At 61.9% G+C, this 20,432-nt stretch carries 17 protein-coding genes and 1 tRNA gene; 12 read left to right on the forward strand and 6 right to left on the reverse strand.

All coding sequences use genetic code 11. The features are described 5' to 3' along the window. Position 1: 1 nt before the first annotated feature. Positions 2 to 1,384 (reverse strand): class II fumarate hydratase, encoded by a 1,383-nt coding sequence (locus tag NL123_RS09365; RefSeq protein ID WP_494357621.1) that lies wholly within the window; start codon positions 1,382 to 1,384, stop codon positions 2 to 4. Between the two features lie 182 nt (positions 1,385 to 1,566). Here NL123_RS09365 and NL123_RS09370 point away from each other — a divergent pair, with 182 nt between their 5' ends. The 7 genes from NL123_RS09370 to NL123_RS09400 all read left to right on the forward strand — a co-directional run bounded on the left by NL123_RS09370 (position 1,567) and on the right by NL123_RS09400 (position 9,262). Next, positions 1,567 to 2,085, forward strand: coding sequence for a DUF2059 domain-containing protein (locus tag NL123_RS09370; protein WP_058424992.1), 519 nt, complete (start codon positions 1,567 to 1,569; stop codon positions 2,083 to 2,085). 6 nt (positions 2,086 to 2,091) lie between these two features. Further along, entirely contained in the window at positions 2,092 to 2,388 is a 297-nt protein-coding gene (locus NL123_RS09375; RefSeq protein WP_185703844.1) for a BolA family protein, read from the forward strand. 118 nt (positions 2,389 to 2,506) lie between these two features. After that, positions 2,507 to 3,448, forward strand: coding sequence for an oxygen-dependent tRNA uridine(34) hydroxylase TrhO (gene trhO, locus NL123_RS09380; protein ID WP_033900937.1), 942 nt, complete (start codon positions 2,507 to 2,509; stop codon positions 3,446 to 3,448). A 36-nt stretch (positions 3,449 to 3,484) separates the two neighbouring features. Continuing rightward, a complete protein-coding gene (locus NL123_RS09385) occupies positions 3,485 to 4,087 on the forward strand; it encodes a DsbA family protein (RefSeq protein WP_494358287.1) in 603 nt (200 codons plus the stop codon). After that, positions 4,080 to 5,882, forward strand: a complete 1,803-nt coding sequence (locus NL123_RS09390) for an ABC transporter ATP-binding protein (RefSeq protein WP_494357622.1) — start codon at positions 4,080 to 4,082, stop codon at positions 5,880 to 5,882. Before NL123_RS09385 ends, NL123_RS09390 begins: the two co-directional genes overlap by 8 nt. 71 nt (positions 5,883 to 5,953) lie before the next feature. Beyond that, positions 5,954 to 8,416 carry an EAL domain-containing protein gene (locus NL123_RS09395; RefSeq protein WP_248483278.1) on the forward strand — a complete coding sequence of 821 codons (2,463 nt, stop codon included), beginning with the start codon at positions 5,954 to 5,956 and terminating at the stop codon, positions 8,414 to 8,416. A 78-nt stretch (positions 8,417 to 8,494) separates the two neighbouring features. Further along, positions 8,495 to 9,262: an iron-containing redox enzyme family protein gene (locus NL123_RS09400; RefSeq protein WP_494358288.1), complete on the forward strand. Its 768-nt coding sequence runs from the start codon at positions 8,495 to 8,497 to the stop codon at positions 9,260 to 9,262. Positions 9,263 to 9,282: 20 nt separating this feature from the next. Here the strand turns inward: NL123_RS09400 and NL123_RS09405 are convergent, their stop codons facing one another. From NL123_RS09405 to NL123_RS09420, 4 genes are all read right to left on the reverse strand, one after another. Continuing rightward, a complete protein-coding gene (locus tag NL123_RS09405) occupies positions 9,283 to 10,209 on the reverse strand; it encodes a GGDEF domain-containing protein (protein ID WP_494357623.1) in 927 nt (308 codons plus the stop codon). A 307-nt stretch (positions 10,210 to 10,516) separates the two neighbouring features. After that, positions 10,517 to 11,791, reverse strand: coding sequence for an MFS transporter (locus tag NL123_RS09410; RefSeq protein ID WP_310864003.1), 1,275 nt, complete (start codon positions 11,789 to 11,791; stop codon positions 10,517 to 10,519). A gap of 46 nt (positions 11,792 to 11,837) precedes the next feature. Beyond that, complete coding sequence (locus NL123_RS09415; protein WP_248483270.1) at positions 11,838 to 12,992, reverse strand: acyl-CoA dehydrogenase family protein; 1,155 nt, start codon at positions 12,990 to 12,992, stop codon at positions 11,838 to 11,840. 69 nt (positions 12,993 to 13,061) lie between these two features. Then, positions 13,062 to 13,931, reverse strand: coding sequence for an IclR family transcriptional regulator (locus tag NL123_RS09420; RefSeq protein WP_248483268.1), 870 nt, complete (start codon positions 13,929 to 13,931; stop codon positions 13,062 to 13,064). Positions 13,932 to 14,180: 249 nt separating this feature from the next. Between NL123_RS09420 and NL123_RS09425 the strand changes: the two genes are divergently transcribed. From NL123_RS09425 to NL123_RS09435, 3 genes are read left to right on the forward strand one after another with little or no spacing between them, the layout of a single operon-like run. Then, positions 14,181 to 14,966: an enoyl-CoA hydratase gene (locus NL123_RS09425; protein WP_248483266.1), complete on the forward strand. Its 786-nt coding sequence runs from the start codon at positions 14,181 to 14,183 to the stop codon at positions 14,964 to 14,966. 2 nt (positions 14,967 to 14,968) lie between these two features. After that, entirely contained in the window at positions 14,969 to 16,498 is a 1,530-nt protein-coding gene (locus NL123_RS09430; protein WP_494357624.1) for a 3-hydroxyacyl-CoA dehydrogenase, read from the forward strand. Between the two features lie 26 nt (positions 16,499 to 16,524). Further along, positions 16,525 to 17,757, forward strand: a complete 1,233-nt coding sequence (locus NL123_RS09435) for a CaiB/BaiF CoA transferase family protein (protein ID WP_494357625.1) — start codon at positions 16,525 to 16,527, stop codon at positions 17,755 to 17,757. Here the strand turns inward: NL123_RS09435 and lldD are convergent. Continuing rightward, positions 17,754 to 18,884 carry an FMN-dependent L-lactate dehydrogenase LldD gene (gene lldD / locus NL123_RS09440; protein ID WP_494357626.1) on the reverse strand — a complete coding sequence of 377 codons (1,131 nt, stop codon included), beginning with the start codon at positions 18,882 to 18,884 and terminating at the stop codon, positions 17,754 to 17,756. The two genes, NL123_RS09435 and lldD, sit on opposite strands and share 4 nt — an antisense overlap. A gap of 100 nt (positions 18,885 to 18,984) precedes the next feature. Between lldD and NL123_RS09445 the strand changes: the two genes are divergently transcribed. Further along, positions 18,985 to 19,881: a LysR family transcriptional regulator gene (locus NL123_RS09445; protein ID WP_494357627.1), complete on the forward strand. Its 897-nt coding sequence runs from the start codon at positions 18,985 to 18,987 to the stop codon at positions 19,879 to 19,881. A gap of 60 nt (positions 19,882 to 19,941) precedes the next feature. Then, a tRNA-Asn gene (locus NL123_RS09450) sits at positions 19,942 to 20,017 on the forward strand. The last annotated feature ends 415 nt before the right edge of the window (positions 20,018 to 20,432 follow it).

Below are 20,432 nucleotides of genomic sequence, written 5' to 3' on the forward strand. Positions count from 1 at the left end.
GCTAGGCGCCCAGCATGTCGTCGGGGCGAACCCACTGGTCGAACTCCGCATCGGTGAGGTAGCCCAGCTCCAGCGCGGCCTCCCGCAGCGTCAACCCTTCGGCGTAGGCCTTCTTGGCGATCTCGGCCGATTTGTCGTAGCCGATGTGCGGGTTGAGCGCGGTGACCAGCATCAACCCACGCTCCAGGTGCTCGGCCATCTGCACCGGGTCGGGCTCCAGCCCGGCCACGCAGTGTTCCTGGAAGTTGTTGCAGCCGTCGGCCAGCAGTCGGATCGACTCGAGCAGGTTGTGGATGATCACCGGCTTGTACACATTCAACTGCAAGTGGCCCTGGCTGGCGGCAATGCCAATGGTCACGTCATTGCCCAGCACCTGGCAGGCCAGCATCGACAGTGCTTCGCACTGTGTCGGGTTGACCTTGCCCGGCATGATCGAGCTGCCCGGTTCGTTGGCCGGCAATTTCACCTCGGCCAGCCCGGTGCGCGGGCCGGAGCCCAGCAGGCGCAGGTCATTGGCGATTTTCATCAGGGCCACGGCCAGGGTTTTCAGCGCGCCGTGCAGCGTTACCAGCGGCTCGTGGCCGGAAAGAGCGGCGAATTTGTTCGGCGCGGTGACGAACGGCAAGCCCGACAGCGCCGCCAGCTCCGAGGCAATCGCCTCGCCGAAGCCATGGGGCGCATTGAGCCCGGTGCCCACGGCGGTGCCGCCCTGGGCAAGCTCGCATGCGGCGGGCAGGGCGGCGCGGATCGCACGTTCGGCGTAGTCGAGTTGAGCGATGAATGCCGAAAGCTCCTGGCCGAAGGTGATCGGCGTGGCATCCATCATGTGGGTGCGCCCGGTCTTCACCAGCTTCATATGTTTGGCGGCTTGCTCCGCCAGCCCGCCGGACAGGCTGGCAATCGCCGGTAGCAAGCGTTGATGCACCGCCTGCACGGCGGCGATGCTCATGGCCGTGGGGAAACAGTCGTTGGAGCTCTGGGAACGGTTGACGTGATCGTTGGGGTGCACCGGGCTCTTGCCGCCGCGTTTATTGCCCGCCAGTTCGTTGGCGCGACCGGCGATCACTTCGTTGGCGTTCATGTTGCTCTGGGTGCCGCTGCCGGTCTGCCACACCACCAGGGGGAACTGGTCGTCGTGCTGGCCGGCCAGCACTTCGTCGGCGGCCTGTTCGATCAGGCGGGCGATGTCGGCGGGCAGGTCGCCATTGCGGTCGTTGACCCGTGCCGCCGCCTTCTTGACCAGGGCCAGGGCATGCAATACCGCTAAAGGCATGCGCTGTTCGCCGATGGCGAAGTTCACCAGCGAGCGTTGGGTCTGGGCGCCCCAGTAAGCGTCATCCGGGACATGGACTTCTCCCAGGCTGTCGGTTTCGATACGGCTCATCGGGCACACTCCTTCAGGTTCGTTTGCGCAGTTTAGGCTGTGATCAGCCTTGGGGGTTCCCCTGAAAGACTTTTCATCGGGCAATCCTTGTCCGACAAGGCCCGGGGTTGAGCCCCAAGGTTTTTTAGGCGCAGAATGGGCGCCCTTGGGGTCTTACCTCGCCTGCTAGAAAAGGAAACTCGATGACTCGTCTTCGTGCCATCTGTACCGCGGTTGCTCTGGTTTGCGCCAGCGGCCAGGTTCTTGCCGATACCGCCAGCCACAACGCCAGTGCCGAAGCCTTCCTTACCCTGGCCCATGCCGACAAGCTGGGTACCCCGGTGTACATGCAAGTGCAGCAAATGTTCGCCCAGCGTTTCGAACAGACCAAGGCGCCTGCCGCCAAGCAGTCCGTACTGGACAGCTACCAGGCCAAGGCCAATGCCGCCCTCGACCAGGCCATCGGCTGGCCGAAGCTGAAGCCGGACATGGTCAAGCTCTACACCACCAACTTCAGCGAATCCGAGCTCAAGGACCTGGTTGCCTTCTACCAGTCGCCACTGGGCAAGAAAGTCCTGGAAAAAATGCCGCAACTGACCCAGCAATCGGCCCAGATGACCCAGGCCAAGCTGGAAAGCGCCGTGCCGGTGGTGAACAAGCTGTTGGAAGACATGACCAACGAGCTGACACCTAAAGCCGCCGCACCGGCCAAGAAGAAGTAAGCAGGAATGACCATGCAACAGCGTATCGAAACGGCGCTTGCCGCCCTGGGCACCGACCACTTGAGCGTGCTGGATGAAAGCCACATGCACAGCCGTGGCTTGCAGACCCACTTCAAGGCCGTGCTGGTCAGCCCGCAGTTCGAGGGGCTCAACCGCGTCAAGCGCCACCAGAAGGTCTACGCCACCCTGGGTGACCTGATGAGCGAGTTTCATGCGCTGGCGCTGCATACCTACACGCCTGATGAATGGGCGAAAATCGACGCAGCCCCGGCCTCGCCGACCTGCGCCGGCGGGCATGATTGATGATCGGGTGTCTCTGACACCGGGCATTTGTTAGAATCCGCAACGCGCCGCCTAGCCGGCGCGTTTTTTTTGCATCCGGTTCACCCCTTACGAGGGTAGCCACCTGGAGAGAACACCCATGACTCAACCGATTGTCGTGGCGGCACTGTATAAGTTCGTCACCCTTGAAGATTACGTCGCCCTGCGCGAGCCACTGCTGCAGGCGATGGTCGACAACGGCATCAAAGGCACCTTGCTGATCGCCGAAGAAGGCATCAACGGCACCGTTTCCGGCAGCCGCGAAGGCATTGATGGCTTGATGGCCTGGCTGAAGAACGACCCGCGGATGGTCGACATCGACCACAAAGAATCCTACTGCGACGACCAGCCGTTCTACCGCACCAAGGTCAAGCTCAAGAAAGAGATCGTGACCCTGGGCGTCGAAGGCGTCGACCCGAACAAGAAGGTCGGCACCTACGTCGACCCGCAGGACTGGAACGCGCTGATCAGCGACCCGGAAGTGCTGTTGATCGACACTCGCAACGACTACGAAGTGTCGATCGGCACCTTTGAAGGCGCAATCGACCCGAAAACCACCAGTTTTCGCGAATTTCCCGACTACATCAAAGCCAACTTCGACCCGGCCAAGCACAAGAAGGTCGCCATGTTCTGCACCGGCGGCATTCGGTGCGAGAAGGCCTCGAGCTACATGCTCAGCGAGGGTTTCGATGAGGTCTACCACCTCAAGGGCGGCATCCTGAAGTACCTCGAAGAGGTGCCGCAGGCAGAAACCAAATGGCAGGGTGACTGCTTTGTTTTCGATAATCGCGTCACCGTGCGCCACGACCTGAGCGAAGGCGACTACGATCAATGTCATGCCTGCCGCACACCCGTGAGTGTTGAGGACCGCGCCTCCGAGCACTATGTCGCAGGCATCAGCTGCCCGCACTGCTGGGATAAGCTGCCGGAGAAGACCCGCCGCAGTGCGATTGACCGCCAGAAGCAGATCGAGCTGGCCAAGGCCCGTAACATGCCGCACCCGATTGGCTTCAATTACAAGCAAACTCCTTCCGAGGCCTGAGCCATGTCCGCGCGCCTGCTCTATGTAATGGACCCGATGTGTTCCTGGTGCTGGGGCTTTGCCCCGGTGGCCGAGGCGTTGGTGGAGCAGGCCCAGGCGGCCGGCGTGGAGCTGCATCTGGTGGTGGGCGGCTTGCGCACCGGCAGCGGCGCGGCGCTGGAGCCGACCACGCGACGGTACATCCTGGAGCACTGGCAGGCGGTGACCGACGCCACCGGCCAGCCGTTCAAGCGTGACGGCGCACTGCCCGACGGTTTTGTGTATGACACCGAGCCGGCGTGCCGCGCCATCGTCACGGCGCGCAGCCTGGCGCCGGATTGCGCGTGGAAGCTGCTGGGGCTGATCCAGCGTGCGTTTTATGTCGAAGGTCGCGATGTGACCCTCGCCAGTGTGCTGGTGGAGCTAGCCGAGCAGGCGGGTATCCCGCGCATCGAGTTTGCCGGCGAATTTGACCGCGCCGAGCAGCACGCCGCCACAGCGGCCGATTTTATCTGGGTGCAGGACCTGGGCATCGCCGGTTTCCCCACGCTGCTGGCCGAGCGCAATGGCCAGTTGGCGTTGCTGACCAACGGTTACCAGCCGCTGTCCGAGCTATCGCCGCTACTGGGCCGATGGCTGGAGCGAGCCACCTGTGCATGAGCAACCTCAACGCACTGACCGCCTGACCTGGGCGGAAATTCGCCGCCTGGCCCTGCGCCACAAGAAGTCCCTGTGGATCGCCAATGGCGTCGCCGTGCTGGCGACCCTGTGCAGCGTGCCCATTCCTCTGCTGTTGCCGTTGCTGGTGGATGAAGTGCTGCTGGGTCGTGGCGATGCCGCACTCAAAGTGATGAACCACGCCTTGCCCCTGGGCTGGCAGAAGGCCGCCGGCTATATCGGCCTGATGTTGCTGGTGACGCTGTTCCTGCGCTGCGGCGCGCTGGTGTTCAACGTGGTGCAGGCGCGGTTGTTTGCGCGGTTGGCCAAGGACATCGTGTACCGCATCCGCGTGCGCCTGATCGAACGGCTCAAGCGTATTTCCCTCGGCGAATACGAAAGCCTGGGCAGTGGCACGGTCACCACCCACCTGGTCACCGACCTGGATACCCTGGATAAATTCGTCGGCGAAACCCTCAGCCGGTTCCTGGTGGCGATGCTCACGCTGGTGGGCACGTCGGCGATCCTGGTGTGGATGCATTGGCAACTGGCGCTGCTGATCCTGCTGTTCAACCCGCTGGTGATCTACGCCACGGTGCAGTTGGGCAAACGCGTCAAACACCTGAAGAAGCTGGAAAACGACAGCACCTCCCGCTTTACCCAGGCACTCACCGAAACTCTGGACGCCATCCAGGAAGTGCGCGCCGGCAACCGCCAGGGCTTCTTCCTCGGGCGCCTCGGCCAGCGGGCCCAGGAAGTGCGCGACTACGCGATCCACTCCCAGTGGAAAACCGATGCTTCCAGCCGCGCCAGCGGGTTGCTGTTCCAGTTCGGCATCGACATCTTCCGTGCGGCGGCCATGCTCACGGTGCTGTTTTCCGACCTGTCCATCGGCCAGATGCTCGCGGTGTTCAGTTACCTGTGGTTCATGATCGGCCCGGTGGAGCAATTGCTGAACCTGCAATATGCCTACTATGCGGCGGGCGGGGCGCTGACGCGGATCAATGAGCTGCTGGCACGGGCCGATGAGCCGCAATACGCGGGCGGCGAAGACCCGTTCACCGGGCGCGAAACCGTCGGCATCGAAGTGCGTGGCCTGAGTTTCGGTTATGGCGAAGACCTGGTCCTCGACCAGTTGAACCTGGCCATCGCGCCGGGGGAAAAGGTCGCGATCGTCGGCGCCAGCGGCGGTGGCAAAAGCACCCTGGTGCAACTGCTGCTGGGCCTGTACACGCCCCAGGCCGGGACTATCTGCTTTGGCGGTGCCACCCAGCAGGAAATCGGCCTGGAGACCATCCGCGAGCACGTCGCCGTGGTGCTGCAACACCCCGCGCTGTTCAACGACACCGTGCGCGCCAACCTGACCATGGGCCGCGATCGCAGTGACCAGGCCTGCTGGCAGGCACTGGAAATCGCGCAGTTGGAGGCGACCGTCAAAGCGTTGCCCATGGGCCTGGACAGCGTGGTGGGGCGTTCCGGGGTGCGGTTTTCCGGCGGCCAGCGTCAGCGCCTGGCGATTGCGCGCATGGTGTTGGCCGAACCGAAAGTGGTGATCCTCGACGAAGCGACTTCCGCCCTGGACGCCGCCACCGAGTACAACCTGCACCAGGCGCTGGCGCGCTTCCTCAGCGGCCGTACTACACTGATCATCGCCCACCGCCTGTCGGCGGTTAAGCAGGCAGATCGAGTCTTAGTGTTCGACGGCGGTCACATTGCAGAGGATGGCGACCATCAGCAATTGATTGCTGACGGTGGTTTGTACGCCAAACTCTACGGGCACTTGCAACAAGTACGTTGATTTAGCCTAGGCTGAGCTATCGGAAGCGGTGTTTCGCGTGCGTATCCAGCAGTGCATGTGCAAGGGGCTTCATGAAGCAAAAGCGGACTCTCGGAACGCCACGGTTGTTGGGCATTGTCTGGCCCTTTATCGCCGTGGTGCTGTTCCAGGCATTGTTGGGTTGCGTCAGCCTCTACGTGCTCTCGGCGGTGCGTGGTTATGTGGCTGGCGAAAGCCTGTGGTCCAAGGGCCAGAAAGATGCGATCTACTACCTGACGCTGTATGCCGACAACCGCGACGAAACCACTTATCTCAAATACCAGCAGGCGATCGCCGTGCCCCAGGGCGGGCATGAATTGCGTATTGCCCTGGACCGCTCCACCCCTGATCTTGCTGCCGCGCGCCTGGGCATCCTCAAGGGCGGTAACCACCCGGATGACGTTTCCAGCCTGATCTGGCTGTACCTCAACTTCCGCCATTTCAGCTACCTGGAAAAAGCCATCGAGCTGTGGACCGTGGGCGATGGCTATCTGGTGCAACTGGATGACCTGGCCCGCGAGATGCACGGTGCAATCAGCCGCGACCAGGTCAGCGCCAACGATGTGCGCCAATGGAAGGCACATATCACTGCCATCAACGAAGGTGTGACGCCCGCTGCCAAGGCGTTCAGCGATGCCCTGGGCGAAGGTTCGCGGATGATCCTGCGGCTGCTGGTGATCACCAACCTGGCCACGGCGTTGGGCCTGATTGTGCTGGCGCTGTTGCGCACGCATAAACTGCTGGCCCAACGCCACGCCTTTGCCGACGCCCTGCAACAAGAGAAGGAGCGGGCGCAGATCACCCTGGAGTCGATTGGCGACGGGGTGATTACCACTGATGTCGACGGTGCCATCACCTACATGAACCCGGCGGCCGAGGCGCTGACCCACTGGAATTCTGCCCAGGCCCAGGGGCTGCCCCTGGCGGCCCTGTTCAACCTGCTGGATGACAATGCCCAGCCCGATGGCTTTACCTTGATCGAACATATCGTCAAGGGCCAGCTTGGCGGCGGCAGCGAGCACTCGAAAACCATCCAGCGCCTGGATGGCAGTACGGTCTCGGTGACCCTGGTGGGCGCGCCGATCCGCAGCGCCGGCAAGGTGACCGGGGCGGTGCTGGTGTTGCACGACATGACCCAGGAGCGTCAATACATCGCCAACCTGTCCTGGCAGGCGACCCACGACGCCCTGACTGGCCTGGCCAATCGTCGTGAGTTCGAGTATCGCCTGGAACAGGTGCTTCACCCCACGGGGTCGCAGCAGGGCGGGCGGCATGCACTCATGTTCCTCGACCTCGACCAGTTCAAGCTGGTCAACGACACCTGTGGCCATGCCGCAGGTGATGAGCTGTTGCGGCACATCTGTGCGTTGTTGCAATCGGACCTGCGCGAAGGTGACACCCTGGCACGTTTGGGCGGCGATGAATTCGGCATCCTGCTGGAGAACTGCCCGGCGGCGGTGGCCGAAAAAATCGCCGAGAGCCTGCGCCACACCGTGCAAAGCCTGCACTTCGTATGGAAGGGCCGGCCGTTCATGACCACCGTCAGCATCGGCCTGGTGCACCTTGGGCATACCCCGACAACCCTGGAAACCTCACTGCGCGCCGCCGACATGGCATGCTACATGGCCAAGGAAAAGGGCCGTAACCGTGTGCAGGTGTACCACGCCGACGATTCGGAACTGTCCGTGCGCTTTGGCGAAATGGCCTGGGTGCAGCGCCTGCACATGGCCCTGGAGGAGAACCGGTTCTGCCTCTACGCCCAGGAAATCTCACCCCTGGGGCACACCGACGGCGGCAATGGGCATATCGAGATCCTGCTGCGCCTGCATGACGAGGCTGGCCGTATCATCCTGCCGGACAGCTTCATCCCGGCCGCCGAACGCTATGGCTTGATGACGTCGCTGGACCGCTGGGTGGTGGAGAATGTGTTCAAGATCATCAACCGCTGCATGCAGGAACGCCCGGGGCGTCCCATGGCCATGTGTGCGATCAATCTGTCAGGCATCACCATTGGTGATGATGACTTCCTCGGGTTTTTGCGTGAGAAGTTTCATACATACAATATTCCGCCGGGCATGATCTGTTTTGAAATCACTGAAACCAGTGCGATTGCAAACTTGGGCAGTGCGATCCGCTTTATCAATGAACTCAAAGCCTTAGGCTGTCATTTCTCGCTGGATGACTTTTGTGCCGGAATGTCCTCATTCGCTTATCTCAAACATTTACCTGTAGACTTCCTGAAGATCGATGGAAGTTTCGTAAAGGATATGCTGGACGACCCGATTAACCGCGCGATGGTCGAAGTGATCAACCACATCGGCCATGTCATGGGTAAGCGCACAATTGCAGAATTTGTCGAGACACCGCACATCGAACAGGCGTTACTCGAAATTGGTGTGGATTACGCTCAGGGCTACCTGATTGAACGACCGCAATTGTTTACCTTTGATAGCTTGCAGTGTCGACCTGTGCGGCCGCAGCCTCTGTTATTCAAGGCGCCCGGCACATTCCGCTGAAAACTTTGCTGGTCTGTACAATCACACTTAAAAAGGAGCCTTACAGTGATCGACACATTCAACAGAACCGGCCCGCTTATGGAAGCCTCGAGTTACCCCGCCTGGGCTCAGAAACTGATCCTGGACTGTAGCGAGAGCAAGCGCCGAGTTGTCGAACACGAACTGTACCAGCGCATGCGCGACAACACGCTCAGCGCCAAGACCCTGCGCCACTACCTGATCGGTGGCTGGCCGGTGGTGGAACAGTTTGCCTTGTACATGGCACAGAACCTGACCAAGACCAAATTTGCCCGCCATCCTGGGGAGGACATGGCGCGCCGCTGGCTGATGCGCAATATTCGTGTGGAACTCAACCACGCCGATTATTGGGTCAATTGGGCCCGTGCCCACGGCGTGAGCCTGGACGAGTTACAGGCCCAGGACGTGCCGCCGGAGTTGCACGCCCTCAGCCATTGGTGCTGGCACACCAGTTCTGCCGATTCGCTGATCGTGGCCATTGCCGCGACCAACTACGCGATCGAAGGCGCGACCGGTGAGTGGTCCGCCGTGGTGTGTTCCACCGGTGTCTACGCGGCGGCCTTCCCCGAGGAAGAGCGCAAGCGTGCGATGAAGTGGTTGAAGATGCATGCCCAGTACGATGACGCCCACCCGTGGGAAGCGCTGGAGATCATCTGCACCCTGGCCGGGATGAACCCGACCAAGGCATTGCAGGCAGAACTGCGCCAGGCTGTGTGCAAAAGCTATGACTACATGTATTTGTTCCTGGAAAGCTGCATGCGTCTGGAGAAAGAAAAAGCCCCTGCGGTGATGCGTGAGCGTCAGGCGCGGGTTGCCAGCGAGGCCTGATGCAGAGCAGATGGCGGGGGTTACCCCGCCATCGCCAGGCGGTTGCGGCCTTCGCGCTTGGCCACGTACAACGCACTATCGGCCCGGCGCAGCAGGCTTTCGGCAGATTCGGCCGCCAGCAAGGTCGAGCAACCCAGGCTCACCGTCAATTCGATCCGTGTTCCGTCCGCCCAGTAATCCTGGGCCTGTGCTGCCTGGCGCAGGCGTTCGCCGACCATCGCCGCCGCATCGCGACCGGTGTTGGACAGCAGGATCAGAAACTCTTCCCCGCCATAACGAAACACCATGTCTACGTTACGCAACTGGCTCTTGATCGATGTCGCCACATTGCGCAGCACGTTATCGCCGGCGGCGTGGCCGTGGGTGTCGTTGATGCTCTTGAAGTGGTCAATATCCAGCATCAGCAAGGACAGTGGATTGAGGTGGCGGCGCGCCATGTCGATTTCCCGTTGCAGGGTCTGGTCCATGGCGATGCGGTTGCCGGTCTCGGTCAGTGGGTCACGCAGCGCGCTGCGGGTGGCGGCGCGGTAGAGCAGGGCGTTGCGCATCGGGTAGAGCAGGGTCGCCAACAGGGATTCAAGCTGGCCGAGTTCTTCTTCCTGCAGGCGCTGGTTGCGCCGAAAGATCAGCTCGCCCAGGTGCTCGCCTTCATGGCTCAGGCTGTAGCTCATCGAGTGATGACCGCGATGGCCGAACTCCAGGCGCAGGTCGCTGGCTTGGTGACGGTAGTGCAGGGCGTCCAGGGGCACCAGGCGTTGGATCTCACGGAAGAACACCGCGAGAATGCGCTCCGGTTCCAGGCTGGTTTGCAGTTGCTGGCCCAGTTGCTGGCGAAGTTCGATAACGGTGGTGGGGCGGCGCGGCAGGAGGGCGGGTTGGCCAAAGCCCAGGCGTTGCAATTTGGCACTGTCAAAGTCAATTGCATGGGTCTGGGTAGGTGTTTTCATAACCGTTTCGCCTCTAAGCACTCAACTGTCTTACAGGCTCGATGAGAGTGGCGAATGCCAAGCGTCTTACTGTTCCTTCAGTTCCGTAAAACATGAGTTACAGTTTAGACCGCTTTACCATGGGTTATAACCCCTGGGCACTGCCGCACGTCTTGTCATCGCTTAACCTGCTTGAACAGGGTTAGAGCGAGATTCATGCCACATTCGTTCAATTAAATAAAAAGCCTTACAAATCAAGCGACTGTTTTTATCGCTAAAAACAGTCGCCGAAGAATGACGCCAGTTATTTGGCAAACGGACGCCGCGCTTACTGTTTTTGCGGATCGAACTGTTTATCGCGGATAAACAACGCAGGAATGACGCCGCAGATGAAGTACGCGCCGCCCATTACCAGGAACCCCATGCCGATGGAGCCATGGGACGCCAGGAAACCGATCGCTGCCGGTGCCACTGCCGCACCAATACGGCCGATGTTGTAGGCCCCACCCACCGCTGAGCCGCGAAACTTCGCTTCGAAGCTTTCGGTCATGTAGGTGGCGTTCACACCATAGGGAATCCCGTACAGGAAGCCGAACACCACCAGCATCCACAGGATGTTCTCCGGGCTCTGGAACAGCACGATCACCGGTAGGAAGACCGCCGTGCCCAGGGCGCCGACGGCGAACACGGTGCGTCGTCCCAGGCGGTCTGCGGCGAGACCGGCGAGGATCTTGCCGAATATCATCGCCGCGTAGGTGCCGACCATGTAGCTGGTCATCGACTTGAAGTTCATCCCCAGTTCGCTTTCCAGGTAGGAGGGCATCCAGTTATTCACACCGTAGTAGCCGAACTGGAGGAAGCCTGCGGTCAGGGCCCAGAGCAGGAACATGCGGCTGGCTTTCGGGTCGCTGAAGATCAGCTTGAACATGCCGTCGGGCTTGTTCTTCAGGGCGTGACGGGTGCCATTGGCTTTCTCCTGCGCGCGCTCGGCCCTTGCGGTCAGCCAGGCCTGAGGTTCGGGCACCAGGCGTTGCATCAACACGGCGAGGATCACCGGAATGATCGCCACGTAGAACAACCAGCGCCAGCCGTGCTCGGGCAGGATCCAGCCGGCCAGCAGCGTGGCGACGATATAGCCCACCGACCAGCCGGCCTGCAGGGTGCCGAGCACGGTGGTGCGATAGCGGGTCGGCACGTATTCGGCCATCAACGTGTTGCACGCCACGTACAGCGCGCCCAGGCCGAGGGAGGCGAAGAACCGCGTGCTCGCGAACTGCCAATAGCTGTGGGTCATGCCCAGGATCGCCGTGCCCACGGAGAACAGCACGATGCTCCATACCACGGTTTTGACCCGGCCGAAGCGGTCACAGGCCCAGCCTCCGTAAATGCCACCGATGGCCATGCCGGCCAGGGTGAAACTGCCCAGGCTGCCGGCCTCGACGCTGGTCAGGCCGAATTCGGCCTTGAGGCTGCTGAGGCTGTAGGACAGCAGCATCAAGTCTGCGCCATCGATCAACAGGCCGAGGAAGCAGAAGATGAACACGACAATCCACAGTTTGCTTTTTGCAGGCGACAACGCGCCCGCCGATGCGGCGACTTCCATAGCGATACCTTGTTGTAGTTGTTAGGGCATTGGGTATGGGTGGTGCTTAGCGTTGCGCCGCGCGAATCATGTTGCGGGCAATCACCAGTTGCTGGATCTGCGTAGTGCCTTCGTAGAGGCGGAACAGGCGCACATCCCGGTAGAAACGTTCAATGGCGTACTCGCTGATATAGCCGGCGCCGCCATGGATCTGCACGCAGCGGTCAGCCACGCGGCCGCACATCTCGGTGGCGAACATCTTCGAGCAGGAGGCTTCGGTGCCAATGTCCTGGCCTTCGTCACGCTTGCGCGCGGCGTCGAGCACCATGCAGCGCGCCGCATAGATTTCGGCCTTGCTGTCGGCGAGCATGGCCTGGATCAGTTGGAACTCGGCAATCGGCTGGCCGAATTGCTTGCGTTCGATCGCGTAGTTCAGCGCGTCGCCCAGCATGCGCTCGGCGGCGCCGACGCTGACAGCGGCGATGTGCAGGCGGCCTTTGTCGAGGACCTTCATGGCGGTCTTGAAACCCACGCCTTCCACGCCACCGATCAACTGGCTGGCCGGCACACGCACGTTGTCGAAGATCACGTCGCTGGTGTGCGCGCCTTGCTGGCCCATCTTGTGATCGCGCTTGCCCAGGGACAGGCCTGGTGTGTCACGTTCGATGATAAACGCGCTGATACCGCCCGAGCCGCGAATCGCCGGGTCGGTGCGCGCCATCACCGTGAAAATTCCGGCGTGGGGTGCGTTGGTGATAAAGCGCTTGGTGCCGTTGATCACGTAGTGGTCGCCATCGCGCACGGCGGTGGTTTTCAGCGAGGCAGCGTCGGAGCCGGAGTCGGGTTCGGTGAGGCAGAACGAACTAAGCAGTGCGCCGCTGGCCAGCAACGGCAGGTAGTGCTCCTTCTGCGCCTCGGTGCCGTCGAGCAGGATGCCGATGGAGCCGATGCCATTGTTGGTGCCGAAGTACGAACGGAAGGCCGGGGAGGTGCGCCCCAGTTCAAAGGCGATGGTCACCTCTTCTTCCATGGTCAGGCCAAGGCCGCCGTAGGCTTCGGGGATGGTCAGGCCGAACAGGCCCATGTCCTGGAATTGGCTGATGATGTCGGCCGGGATTTCATCGGTCTCGGCGACTTCGTTTTCCCGTGGGATCAGCGCTTCATCGACGAACTGCGCAATGGCGTCCACCAGGATATGCAGGGTTTGTGCGTCTCGGATCATGTGCAGCCCTCAGCGGCCCGTCCGGCGGGCCTGTTATCGTCAATCTGCCGAGGCCATGCACCGGTCCAGCTAACGGGTGGCGGCCTCGATATTGTTCACCATGTGCTTGAGGCGGGGGCCGATGTCGTCTTCGAGTTTCTCCCGGGAGAGGTGGAAACTCGGTCCGCCACAGTTGAACGCCAGCAAGCCGTGTTGTGCGTGTCGCAGCGGTACGGCGATGGCATTGACATCGCGGTGCCACTCACCGATCGACATGCAATAGCCGAAATCGGTGTAGTCCCGGAAGGCGCGTTCCAGCCCCTTGCGGATGTTCGGCCAGTCCTCCAGATGACGCTGGCGGATGTGGTCGAGAATGAACTCCCGCTCGTTTTCCGGCATCGCTGCCAGGCAGGCGCGGCCTGCTGAACTCAAGTGCAACGGCAACCGTGTGCCGACCTGGCGGCGCATGGTCATGTTGGCTTCACCCTGGACCACGTCCAGGTACACTGCGTCGAGGCGGTCGCGGGTGGCCATCGCGACGGCCGCCTGGGCGTACTTGGCCATGGTCTCCATCAACGGGTGGGCCACGGCGCGGATCGACAGGTTCGACAACATGGCGTAACCGAAGGCCATCACGCCCACGTCCAACTGGTACCGGCCCGACTGGGGCAAGTGCCTGAGGTAACCCAGGCGGGTCAGGGTGTGGGTCATGCGGGTGATCGTCGGTTTCGGCAACCCGGTCTTGCGCGCCAGTTCCTGGTTGCCCAGCACACTCTCGCTCGGCGTGAAACAGCGCAGCAGTTCCAGGCCGCGGGCCAGGGCGGTGACGAACTGGCGGTCCTTGTCTTCCTCCTCCTCGTTGTGCATCGGGTCAATCAACAAATGCTCGAAAGCGTTGTTGCCTGCTGGGACTTCGTTGTTGTCCGAGTCCGGGTTTCGACGGCGCATGTTAAGCCTCATTTTTTTATAAAATCAACAAAACAAAATAGTATTCCGCACAGCGAAACTAAGCAACTTTTTGGGTTGTGATTTTTTAATGCGATAAAGCCCAGTAAAACAGCGAGTTAGTCACTGTTTTAGAATGAGCTCGGGTTTTTACGTTTACACCTGCGGGGTCGATACTTATGATTATCGACAAATGCGGAATGTTATTTCGCACAGCGAAACTAGCGTAATCCAACTAACAAGAACAGTGCAGCAGGAGTGAATGTGACCAACGCTAACCCACCCGTGGTGACCCTCGACGTCCAGGACAATGGCGTGGCCGTGGTGCGTATCCATCGTCCCGACGTCAAGAACGCCCTGAATGCCCAGGTACGTGAAGCGCTCGCCGAGCATTTCCGTGCACTGGCTCGCCGCCAGGATGTGCGCGCCATTGTGCTGACCGGGGGCGAACAGTTCTTCGTCGCAGGTGCGGATATCAAGGAGTTCGCCGCTGCCGGCGCGATCGATATGTACCGCCGCCACACCGAATACTTGTGGGAAGCCATCAGCCGCTGCCCCAAGCCGGTGATTGCGGCCGTCAACGGTTTTGCCTTGGGCGGCGGCTGTGAGTTGGCGATGCATTGCGACCTGATTGTGGCGGGCGAGTCGGCGCGGTTTGCCCAGCCGGAGGTCAAGTTGGGTTTGATGCCGGGCGCGGGCGGTACCCAGCGGCTGGTGCGTGCGGTGGGTAAATTCCAGGCGATGCGCATTGCGCTCACCGGCTGCATGGTCAGCGCGAAGGAAGCCTTGGCCATGGGCATGCTCAGCGAGATGGTCAGCGACGACCAGACACTGCCCCGCGCCCTGGAACTGGCCGCGCAGATCGCCGCGCTGCCGCCGTTGGCGGTGGAGCAGATCAAGGAGGTGATGCTGGCCGGTGCCGACCTGCCGCTGGAAAGCGCCCTGGTGCTGGAGCGCAAGGCGTTCCAATTGTTGTTCGACTCCAAGGACCAGAAGGAGGGCGCTGCGGCGTTCTTCGAAAAGCGCACGCCGCAATACCGGGGGGAATAAGCATGACCGACATTATCAATACGCTGGGCCTGGTGGGCACCGGTGTGATGGGGGCGGGCATTGCGCAAATCGCCGCCCAGGCCGGTGTGGTGGTGCGCCTGTTCGATTCTCGCGACGGCGCAGCGCAAACGGCCCGTGACACCCTCGGTACCACGTTTGCCAAACTGGTGGGCAAGGGCAAGATCAGTCAGGCGACGATGGACGCGGCGTTGGCCAACTTGCAGGTGGTCGAGCGCATCGACGACCTGCGCGATTGCGACCTAGTGGTGGAAGCCATCGTGGAAAACCTCGACGCCAAGCGCGGCCTGTTGCAACAGCTTGAAGGCATTGTCAGCCCGCGTTGCATCCTGGCGACCAACACCTCGTCACTCTCCGTCACGGCCATCGCCACCGGTTGCCGGCACCCCGAGCGCGTGGCCGGCCTGCACTTCTTCAACCCGGTGCCGTTGATGCGCGTGGTGGAGGTGATCGATGGCCTGGCCACCGCGCCCAAGGTCGGTGAAGCCTTGCTGGCGCTGGTGGCGCGCACCGGCCATCGCGGCGTGCGCGCCAAGGACACTCCCGGTTTTATCGTCAACCACGCGGGCCGGGCCTACGGCACCGAAGCCCTGAAGATGCTGGAGGAAGGCATCGCCGAGCGCGGCGATATCGACCGCATCCTGCGCGACGGCGCGGGGTTTCGCATGGGGCCGCTGGAGCTGCTGGACCTCACCGGGCTGGACGTGTCGCACCCGGTGATGGAGTCGATCTACAACCAGTTCTATCAGGAGCCACGCTACAAACCGTCGCCCCTGACCCGGCAGATGCTGGTAGGCGGTCGCCTGGGACGCAAGACCGGCCACGGCTTCTATCAGTATGAAAACGGCCAACTCATCAACGCCCCGCACCCCCAGGCGGTGCCCACGGTGCAAGCGCTGCCCCCGGTGTGGATCGCCACGGAAAACAGCCAAGACTACGAGCGCTTGAGTGCCCTGGTGATCGACCTGGGCGCCCATCTGGAACACGCTGCGCAACCGTCGCCGCAGGCGTTGTGCCTATTGGCGCCTTACGGCCGCGATGCCAGCAGCGCCTGCGTGCGCTTCGATACCGACCCGGCGCGCACGCTGTGCATCGATGTGCTGACGGACCTGTCACGCCACCGCACGCTGATGCAAAACCCGCTGACGGCCCCGGCGATGCGCGATGCCGCTCACGCCTTGCTCGCAGCGGATGGCGTGGGCGTCACGGTGATCGGCGACAGCGTCGGCTTTGTGGCCCAGCGCACCTTGGCGATGGTGGTCAACCTCGCCTGCGACATTGCCCAGCAGCGCATCGCCAGCGTCGAGGATATCGACCAGGCCGTGCAGCTCGGCCTGGGCTACCCCCACGGCCCGCTGGCCTGGGGCGATGCCCTCGGGCCACGGCGCCTGCTCACGATTTTGCAGCGCATGAGCGAACTCACCCACGACCCGCGCTATCGCCCCAGCCCGTGGCTGCGGCGGCGGGCACTGCTGGGGGTTTCCCTGCGCCATGAAGAGCCGAGCCTCGGCTGATTTCCCAACCTCACAGGATAAGAACAATGGGTGCATTGACAGGTTTGCGGGTGCTGGATCTGAGCCGTGTGTTGGCCGGCCCCTGGTGTGGGCAAGTGTTGGCTGACCTCGGCGCGGAAGTGATCAAGATCGAACGCCCGAAAAGCGGCGACGACACCCGTGGCTGGGGCCCGCCGTGGATGAAAACCGACACCGGCGAGTCGTCTGGCGAGGCTTCGTATTATCAGTCGACCAACCGCGGCAAACTGTCCGTGGCCATCGACATCGCCACTCCCGAAGGCCAGGAGTTGGTACGCGCATTGGCGGCGAGTTCCGATGTGTTGATCGAGAACTATAAAGCCGGCTCCCTGGCCCGCTACGGCCTGGACTACGCGACCCTGGCCGAGCTCAACCCGCGCCTGGTGTATTGCTCCATCACCGGTTTCGGCCAGACCGGCCCGCGTGCCGAGGAGCCGGGTTACGACTTCATCATCCAGGGCATCGGCGGCCTGATGAGCATCACCGGCGAGCGCGATGACCTGCCCGGCGGCGGCCCGCAAAAAGTCGGCGTGGCGTTCTCCGACCTGATGACCGGCCTGTATTCCACCGTGGCGATCCAGGCCGCATTGCTCAGCCGTGAGCGCACCGGCGTGGGCCAATACATTGATATGGCGTTGCTGGATGTGCAGGTCGCGACCTTGGCCAACCAAAGCATGAACTACCTGGCCTCGGGCAAGGTGCCGCAGCGCTATGGCAATGCCCACGCCAATATCGTGCCTTACCAGGTGTTCCGTGCCGCCGACCGTGACTTCATCATCGCCTGCGGCAACGACAGCCAGTTTGTCGCGCTGTGCCAGAGCATCGGCCTGGCGCATCTGCCGGACGACCCGCGCTTTCGCCGCAACGCCGACCGCGTGGCCCATCGCGAAGAGATTGTCGCGCTGCTCTCGGCGCACTTTCTGGGGCGCAGTGCCGATGAGTGGGTGGCATGTATCCATGCCTCGAAGGTGCCGGTGGGGGCGATCAACTCCATCGCGCAATCCCTGGAAGAACCCCAGGTGATCGCGCGCAACCTGATGGTGAAGATCCCCCATCCGCAGAACCCGGATTTCGCCATGGTCGGCAGCCCGATCAAACTGTCCGGCACCCCCGTGGAGTATCACCGGCCGGCGCCGAGGCTGGGGCAGCATACCGACGACATCCTCGGCCAGCGCTTGGGCTTGTCACCGGAGCAACTGGCCCAACTCAAGGCGCGCGGGATTGTCGAACAGCAAGGTTAGACCAGGGTCGAGCGGTCGATCTGCGCGATGGACGTGACGCCGGTGAGGGTCATGGCTACGCGCATTTCCTTGGCAAAGATGTCCAGCAGGTTTTCCACGCCGTGCTGGCCATCGGCGGCCAGTGCGTAGGCGGTGGCGCGGCCCAGCAGGCAGGCCTTGGCACCCAGGGCGAGCATGCGCACCACGTCCAGCCCGGAGCGGATGCCGGAATCCACCAATACGGTGAGGTCATCGCCCACTGCATCGGCAATCGGCGGCAAGGCTTTGGCGGTGGACAGCACGCCGTCCAATTGGCGGCCGCCGTGGTTGGAGACCACGATGCCATCGGCGCCGAAACTCACCGCGTCCTTGGCGTCCTGGGGGTCGAGGATGCCTTTGATGATCATCGGGCCTTTCCAGAATTCGCGGATCCACTCCAGGTCTTTCCAACTGATGGATGCATCGAAATTGTTCGCCAGCCAGCCGATGTAGTCTTCCAGGTGGGTGGGTTTGCCCAGGTACCTGGAGATATTGCCCAGGTCATGGGGACGGCCCATCAGGCCCACGTCGAAGGCCCATTGCGGCTTGGTGACGGCTTGCAGCATGCGTCGCTGTGCGGCGAACGGGCCGGACATGCCCGAATGGGCATCGCGATACCGTGCGCCAGGCGTGGGCATGTCCACGGTAAACACCAGCGTCGTCACACCGGCTGCTTGCGCGCGCTCCAGCGCGTTGCGCATGAAGCCGCGGTCCTTGAGCACATACAACTGGAACCAGATCGCCTGCGCGCTTTGCGACGCCACTTCTTCGATCGGGCACACCGACACCGTCGACAGGCAGAACGGGATGCCCTTGTTCGCCGCCGCCTTGGCCGCCTGCACTTCACCGCGCCGCGCGTACATGCCGGTCAGGCCGACCGGGCTGAGGATGACTGGCATGTCCAGTTCCTGGCCGAACACGCTGGTCTTCAGGCTCAGGTTGTCGACATTGCGCAGGATGCGCTGGCGCAGGCTGATCTCGGCCAGGTCCGAACTGTTCGCGCGCATCGTGTGTTCGGCGTAGGCGCCGCCGTCGATGTAGTCGAACAGGAAACGCGGCAGCTTGCGCTTGGCGGCTGCGCGGTAGTCGGAGGCGGACGAGATGATCATTATTAGAGGCTCCACGGGCAAGGTGGCGTCAGGATAGGCAATTCTCTGGCATGATAAAAACAACTTTTATCGCTGGCAGCCAGTCGCCAAAGGAATACTGATGAACCTGAGAACATTGCGTGCCTTTGTCGAAGTGGTGCGCCAGGGTGGTTTTTCCCAGGCTGCCGAGGTGGTGTCCCTGACCCAATCCAGCGTGAGCAAGGCGGTCAAGACCCTGGAAGACGAACTGGGTACGCCGCTGCTCAATCGCCTCGGCCACCGCAATGAGCTCACCGCCGCCGGCGAAATCGCCTACCGTCGCGCCCTGGTGCTGCTCGCCGAGCGCAATGACCTGGTGGCCGAGATCAACGACCTGTGTGGCCTCAAGCGCGGCGTACTGCGTATCGGCCTGCCGCCGGTGGGTTGCGGCGTGCTGTTCGCGACCATGTTCGCCACCTACCGCAGCCGCTACCCGGACATCGACATCGAACTCACCGAATACGGCAGCAAAAAACTGCGCGAGTGCCTGGAAGCGGGGGAGGTCGACCTGGCAGCGCTGCTGCTGCCGGTGGACGAAGACTTCGACTACCAGCCGGTGCGCAACGAACCGTTGATGGCCGTGCTGCCCATCAGCCATCCGCTGGCCGACCTTGAACGTATCGACTTTACCGACCTGGCCGATTCGCCGTTCATCCTGTTCGAAGCCGGCTTTGCCCTCAACGCCAAGATCCTCGCTGCCTGCGAGCGCAAAGGCGTCAACCCGAAGGTGACCGCTCGCAGCGGGCAGATCGACTTCATCATCGACCTGGTCGCCGCCGGCCTGGGCGTAGCCTTCGTACCGCGCATGCTGGCGCACAAACACCAACACCCCGGCATCGCCCTGATCCCCCTGGACGAACCCCACACCGACTGGCACATCGCCCTGGCCTGGCGCGCCAGCGCCCACCTGCCACCCGCCGCCCTGGCCTGGCTGGAACTGGCCAGGGAGCACAGGGTTTCAACCGGCCATCCGGTTTAATCACGCCGAATGCCAGAGAAAGCTTGACTTCTCCTTTTCAATCAGTAACATACGGCGCATTCCGCGATAGCTCAGTTGGTAGAGCAAATGACTGTTAATCATTGGGTCCCTGGTTCGAGTCCAGGTCGTGGAGCCAGATAGCGACATAAAGAGAAGCCTGCAGCGATGCAGGCTTTTTTTTGCCTTGGATTTGGCCGAGGTGATCAAAGCGCACAGCGTGACCCGCATGAAGCCGTCTCTGATCCTACGATTCAGAGGGAAGTGGACTGCCCCCGGCACCGTAGACGTCTGCCGCCAATACTTGAGTTGAGGTCGTAAAGTATCGAGAAAAGCGTGCAGCGATGCATGCTTTTTTTGCGTGGGTTGGTGGCTGAATTCAACGCTACCTTCACCACCGCCCAGTCGATTAGTCATGTAGGAAATGTCTCTGTTTTTTTAGGAATGCTCCTATATTTCTGGCGCTTTCATCCCAGTAGATTCGTTTCCCTGCCCATCTCAACAACGCTTTCTTGATGGGCGATCTGGCTGCCTTTGAATTGCCATGATTGTGC

Source organism: Pseudomonas sp. FBCC-B1565 (assembly GCF_059133265.1).

Excerpts from the sequence above, each read along its gene's own strand:
- NL123_RS09430 (WP_494357624.1), top strand. The coding sequence starts at position 14,969 with ATGACCGACATTATCAATACGCTGGGCCTGGTGGGCACCGGTGTGATG.
- NL123_RS09365 (WP_494357621.1), bottom strand. The coding sequence starts at position 1,384 with ATGAGCCGTATCGAAACCGACAGCCTGGGAGAAGTCCATGTCCCGGAT.
- NL123_RS09370 (WP_058424992.1), top strand. The coding sequence starts at position 1,567 with ATGACTCGTCTTCGTGCCATCTGTACCGCGGTTGCTCTGGTTTGCGCC.
- NL123_RS09385 (WP_494358287.1), top strand. The coding sequence starts at position 3,485 with ATGTGTTCCTGGTGCTGGGGCTTTGCCCCGGTGGCCGAGGCGTTGGTG.
- NL123_RS09415 (WP_248483270.1), bottom strand. The coding sequence starts at position 12,992 with ATGATCCGAGACGCACAAACCCTGCATATCCTGGTGGACGCCATTGCG.
- NL123_RS09445 (WP_494357627.1), top strand. The coding sequence starts at position 18,985 with ATGAACCTGAGAACATTGCGTGCCTTTGTCGAAGTGGTGCGCCAGGGT.
- trhO (WP_033900937.1), top strand. The coding sequence starts at position 2,507 with ATGACTCAACCGATTGTCGTGGCGGCACTGTATAAGTTCGTCACCCTT.
- NL123_RS09400 (WP_494358288.1), top strand. The coding sequence starts at position 8,495 with ATGGAAGCCTCGAGTTACCCCGCCTGGGCTCAGAAACTGATCCTGGAC.
- NL123_RS09410 (WP_310864003.1), bottom strand. The coding sequence starts at position 11,791 with ATGGAAGTCGCCGCATCGGCGGGCGCGTTGTCGCCTGCAAAAAGCAAA.
- NL123_RS09420 (WP_248483268.1), bottom strand. The coding sequence starts at position 13,931 with ATGAGGCTTAACATGCGCCGTCGAAACCCGGACTCGGACAACAACGAA.
- NL123_RS09405 (WP_494357623.1), bottom strand. The coding sequence starts at position 10,209 with ATGAAAACACCTACCCAGACCCATGCAATTGACTTTGACAGTGCCAAA.
- lldD (WP_494357626.1), bottom strand. The coding sequence starts at position 18,884 with ATGATCATCTCGTCCGCCTCCGACTACCGCGCAGCCGCCAAGCGCAAG.
- NL123_RS09435 (WP_494357625.1), top strand. The coding sequence starts at position 16,525 with ATGGGTGCATTGACAGGTTTGCGGGTGCTGGATCTGAGCCGTGTGTTG.
- NL123_RS09395 (WP_248483278.1), top strand. The coding sequence starts at position 5,954 with ATGAAGCAAAAGCGGACTCTCGGAACGCCACGGTTGTTGGGCATTGTC.
- NL123_RS09375 (WP_185703844.1), top strand. The coding sequence starts at position 2,092 with ATGACCATGCAACAGCGTATCGAAACGGCGCTTGCCGCCCTGGGCACC.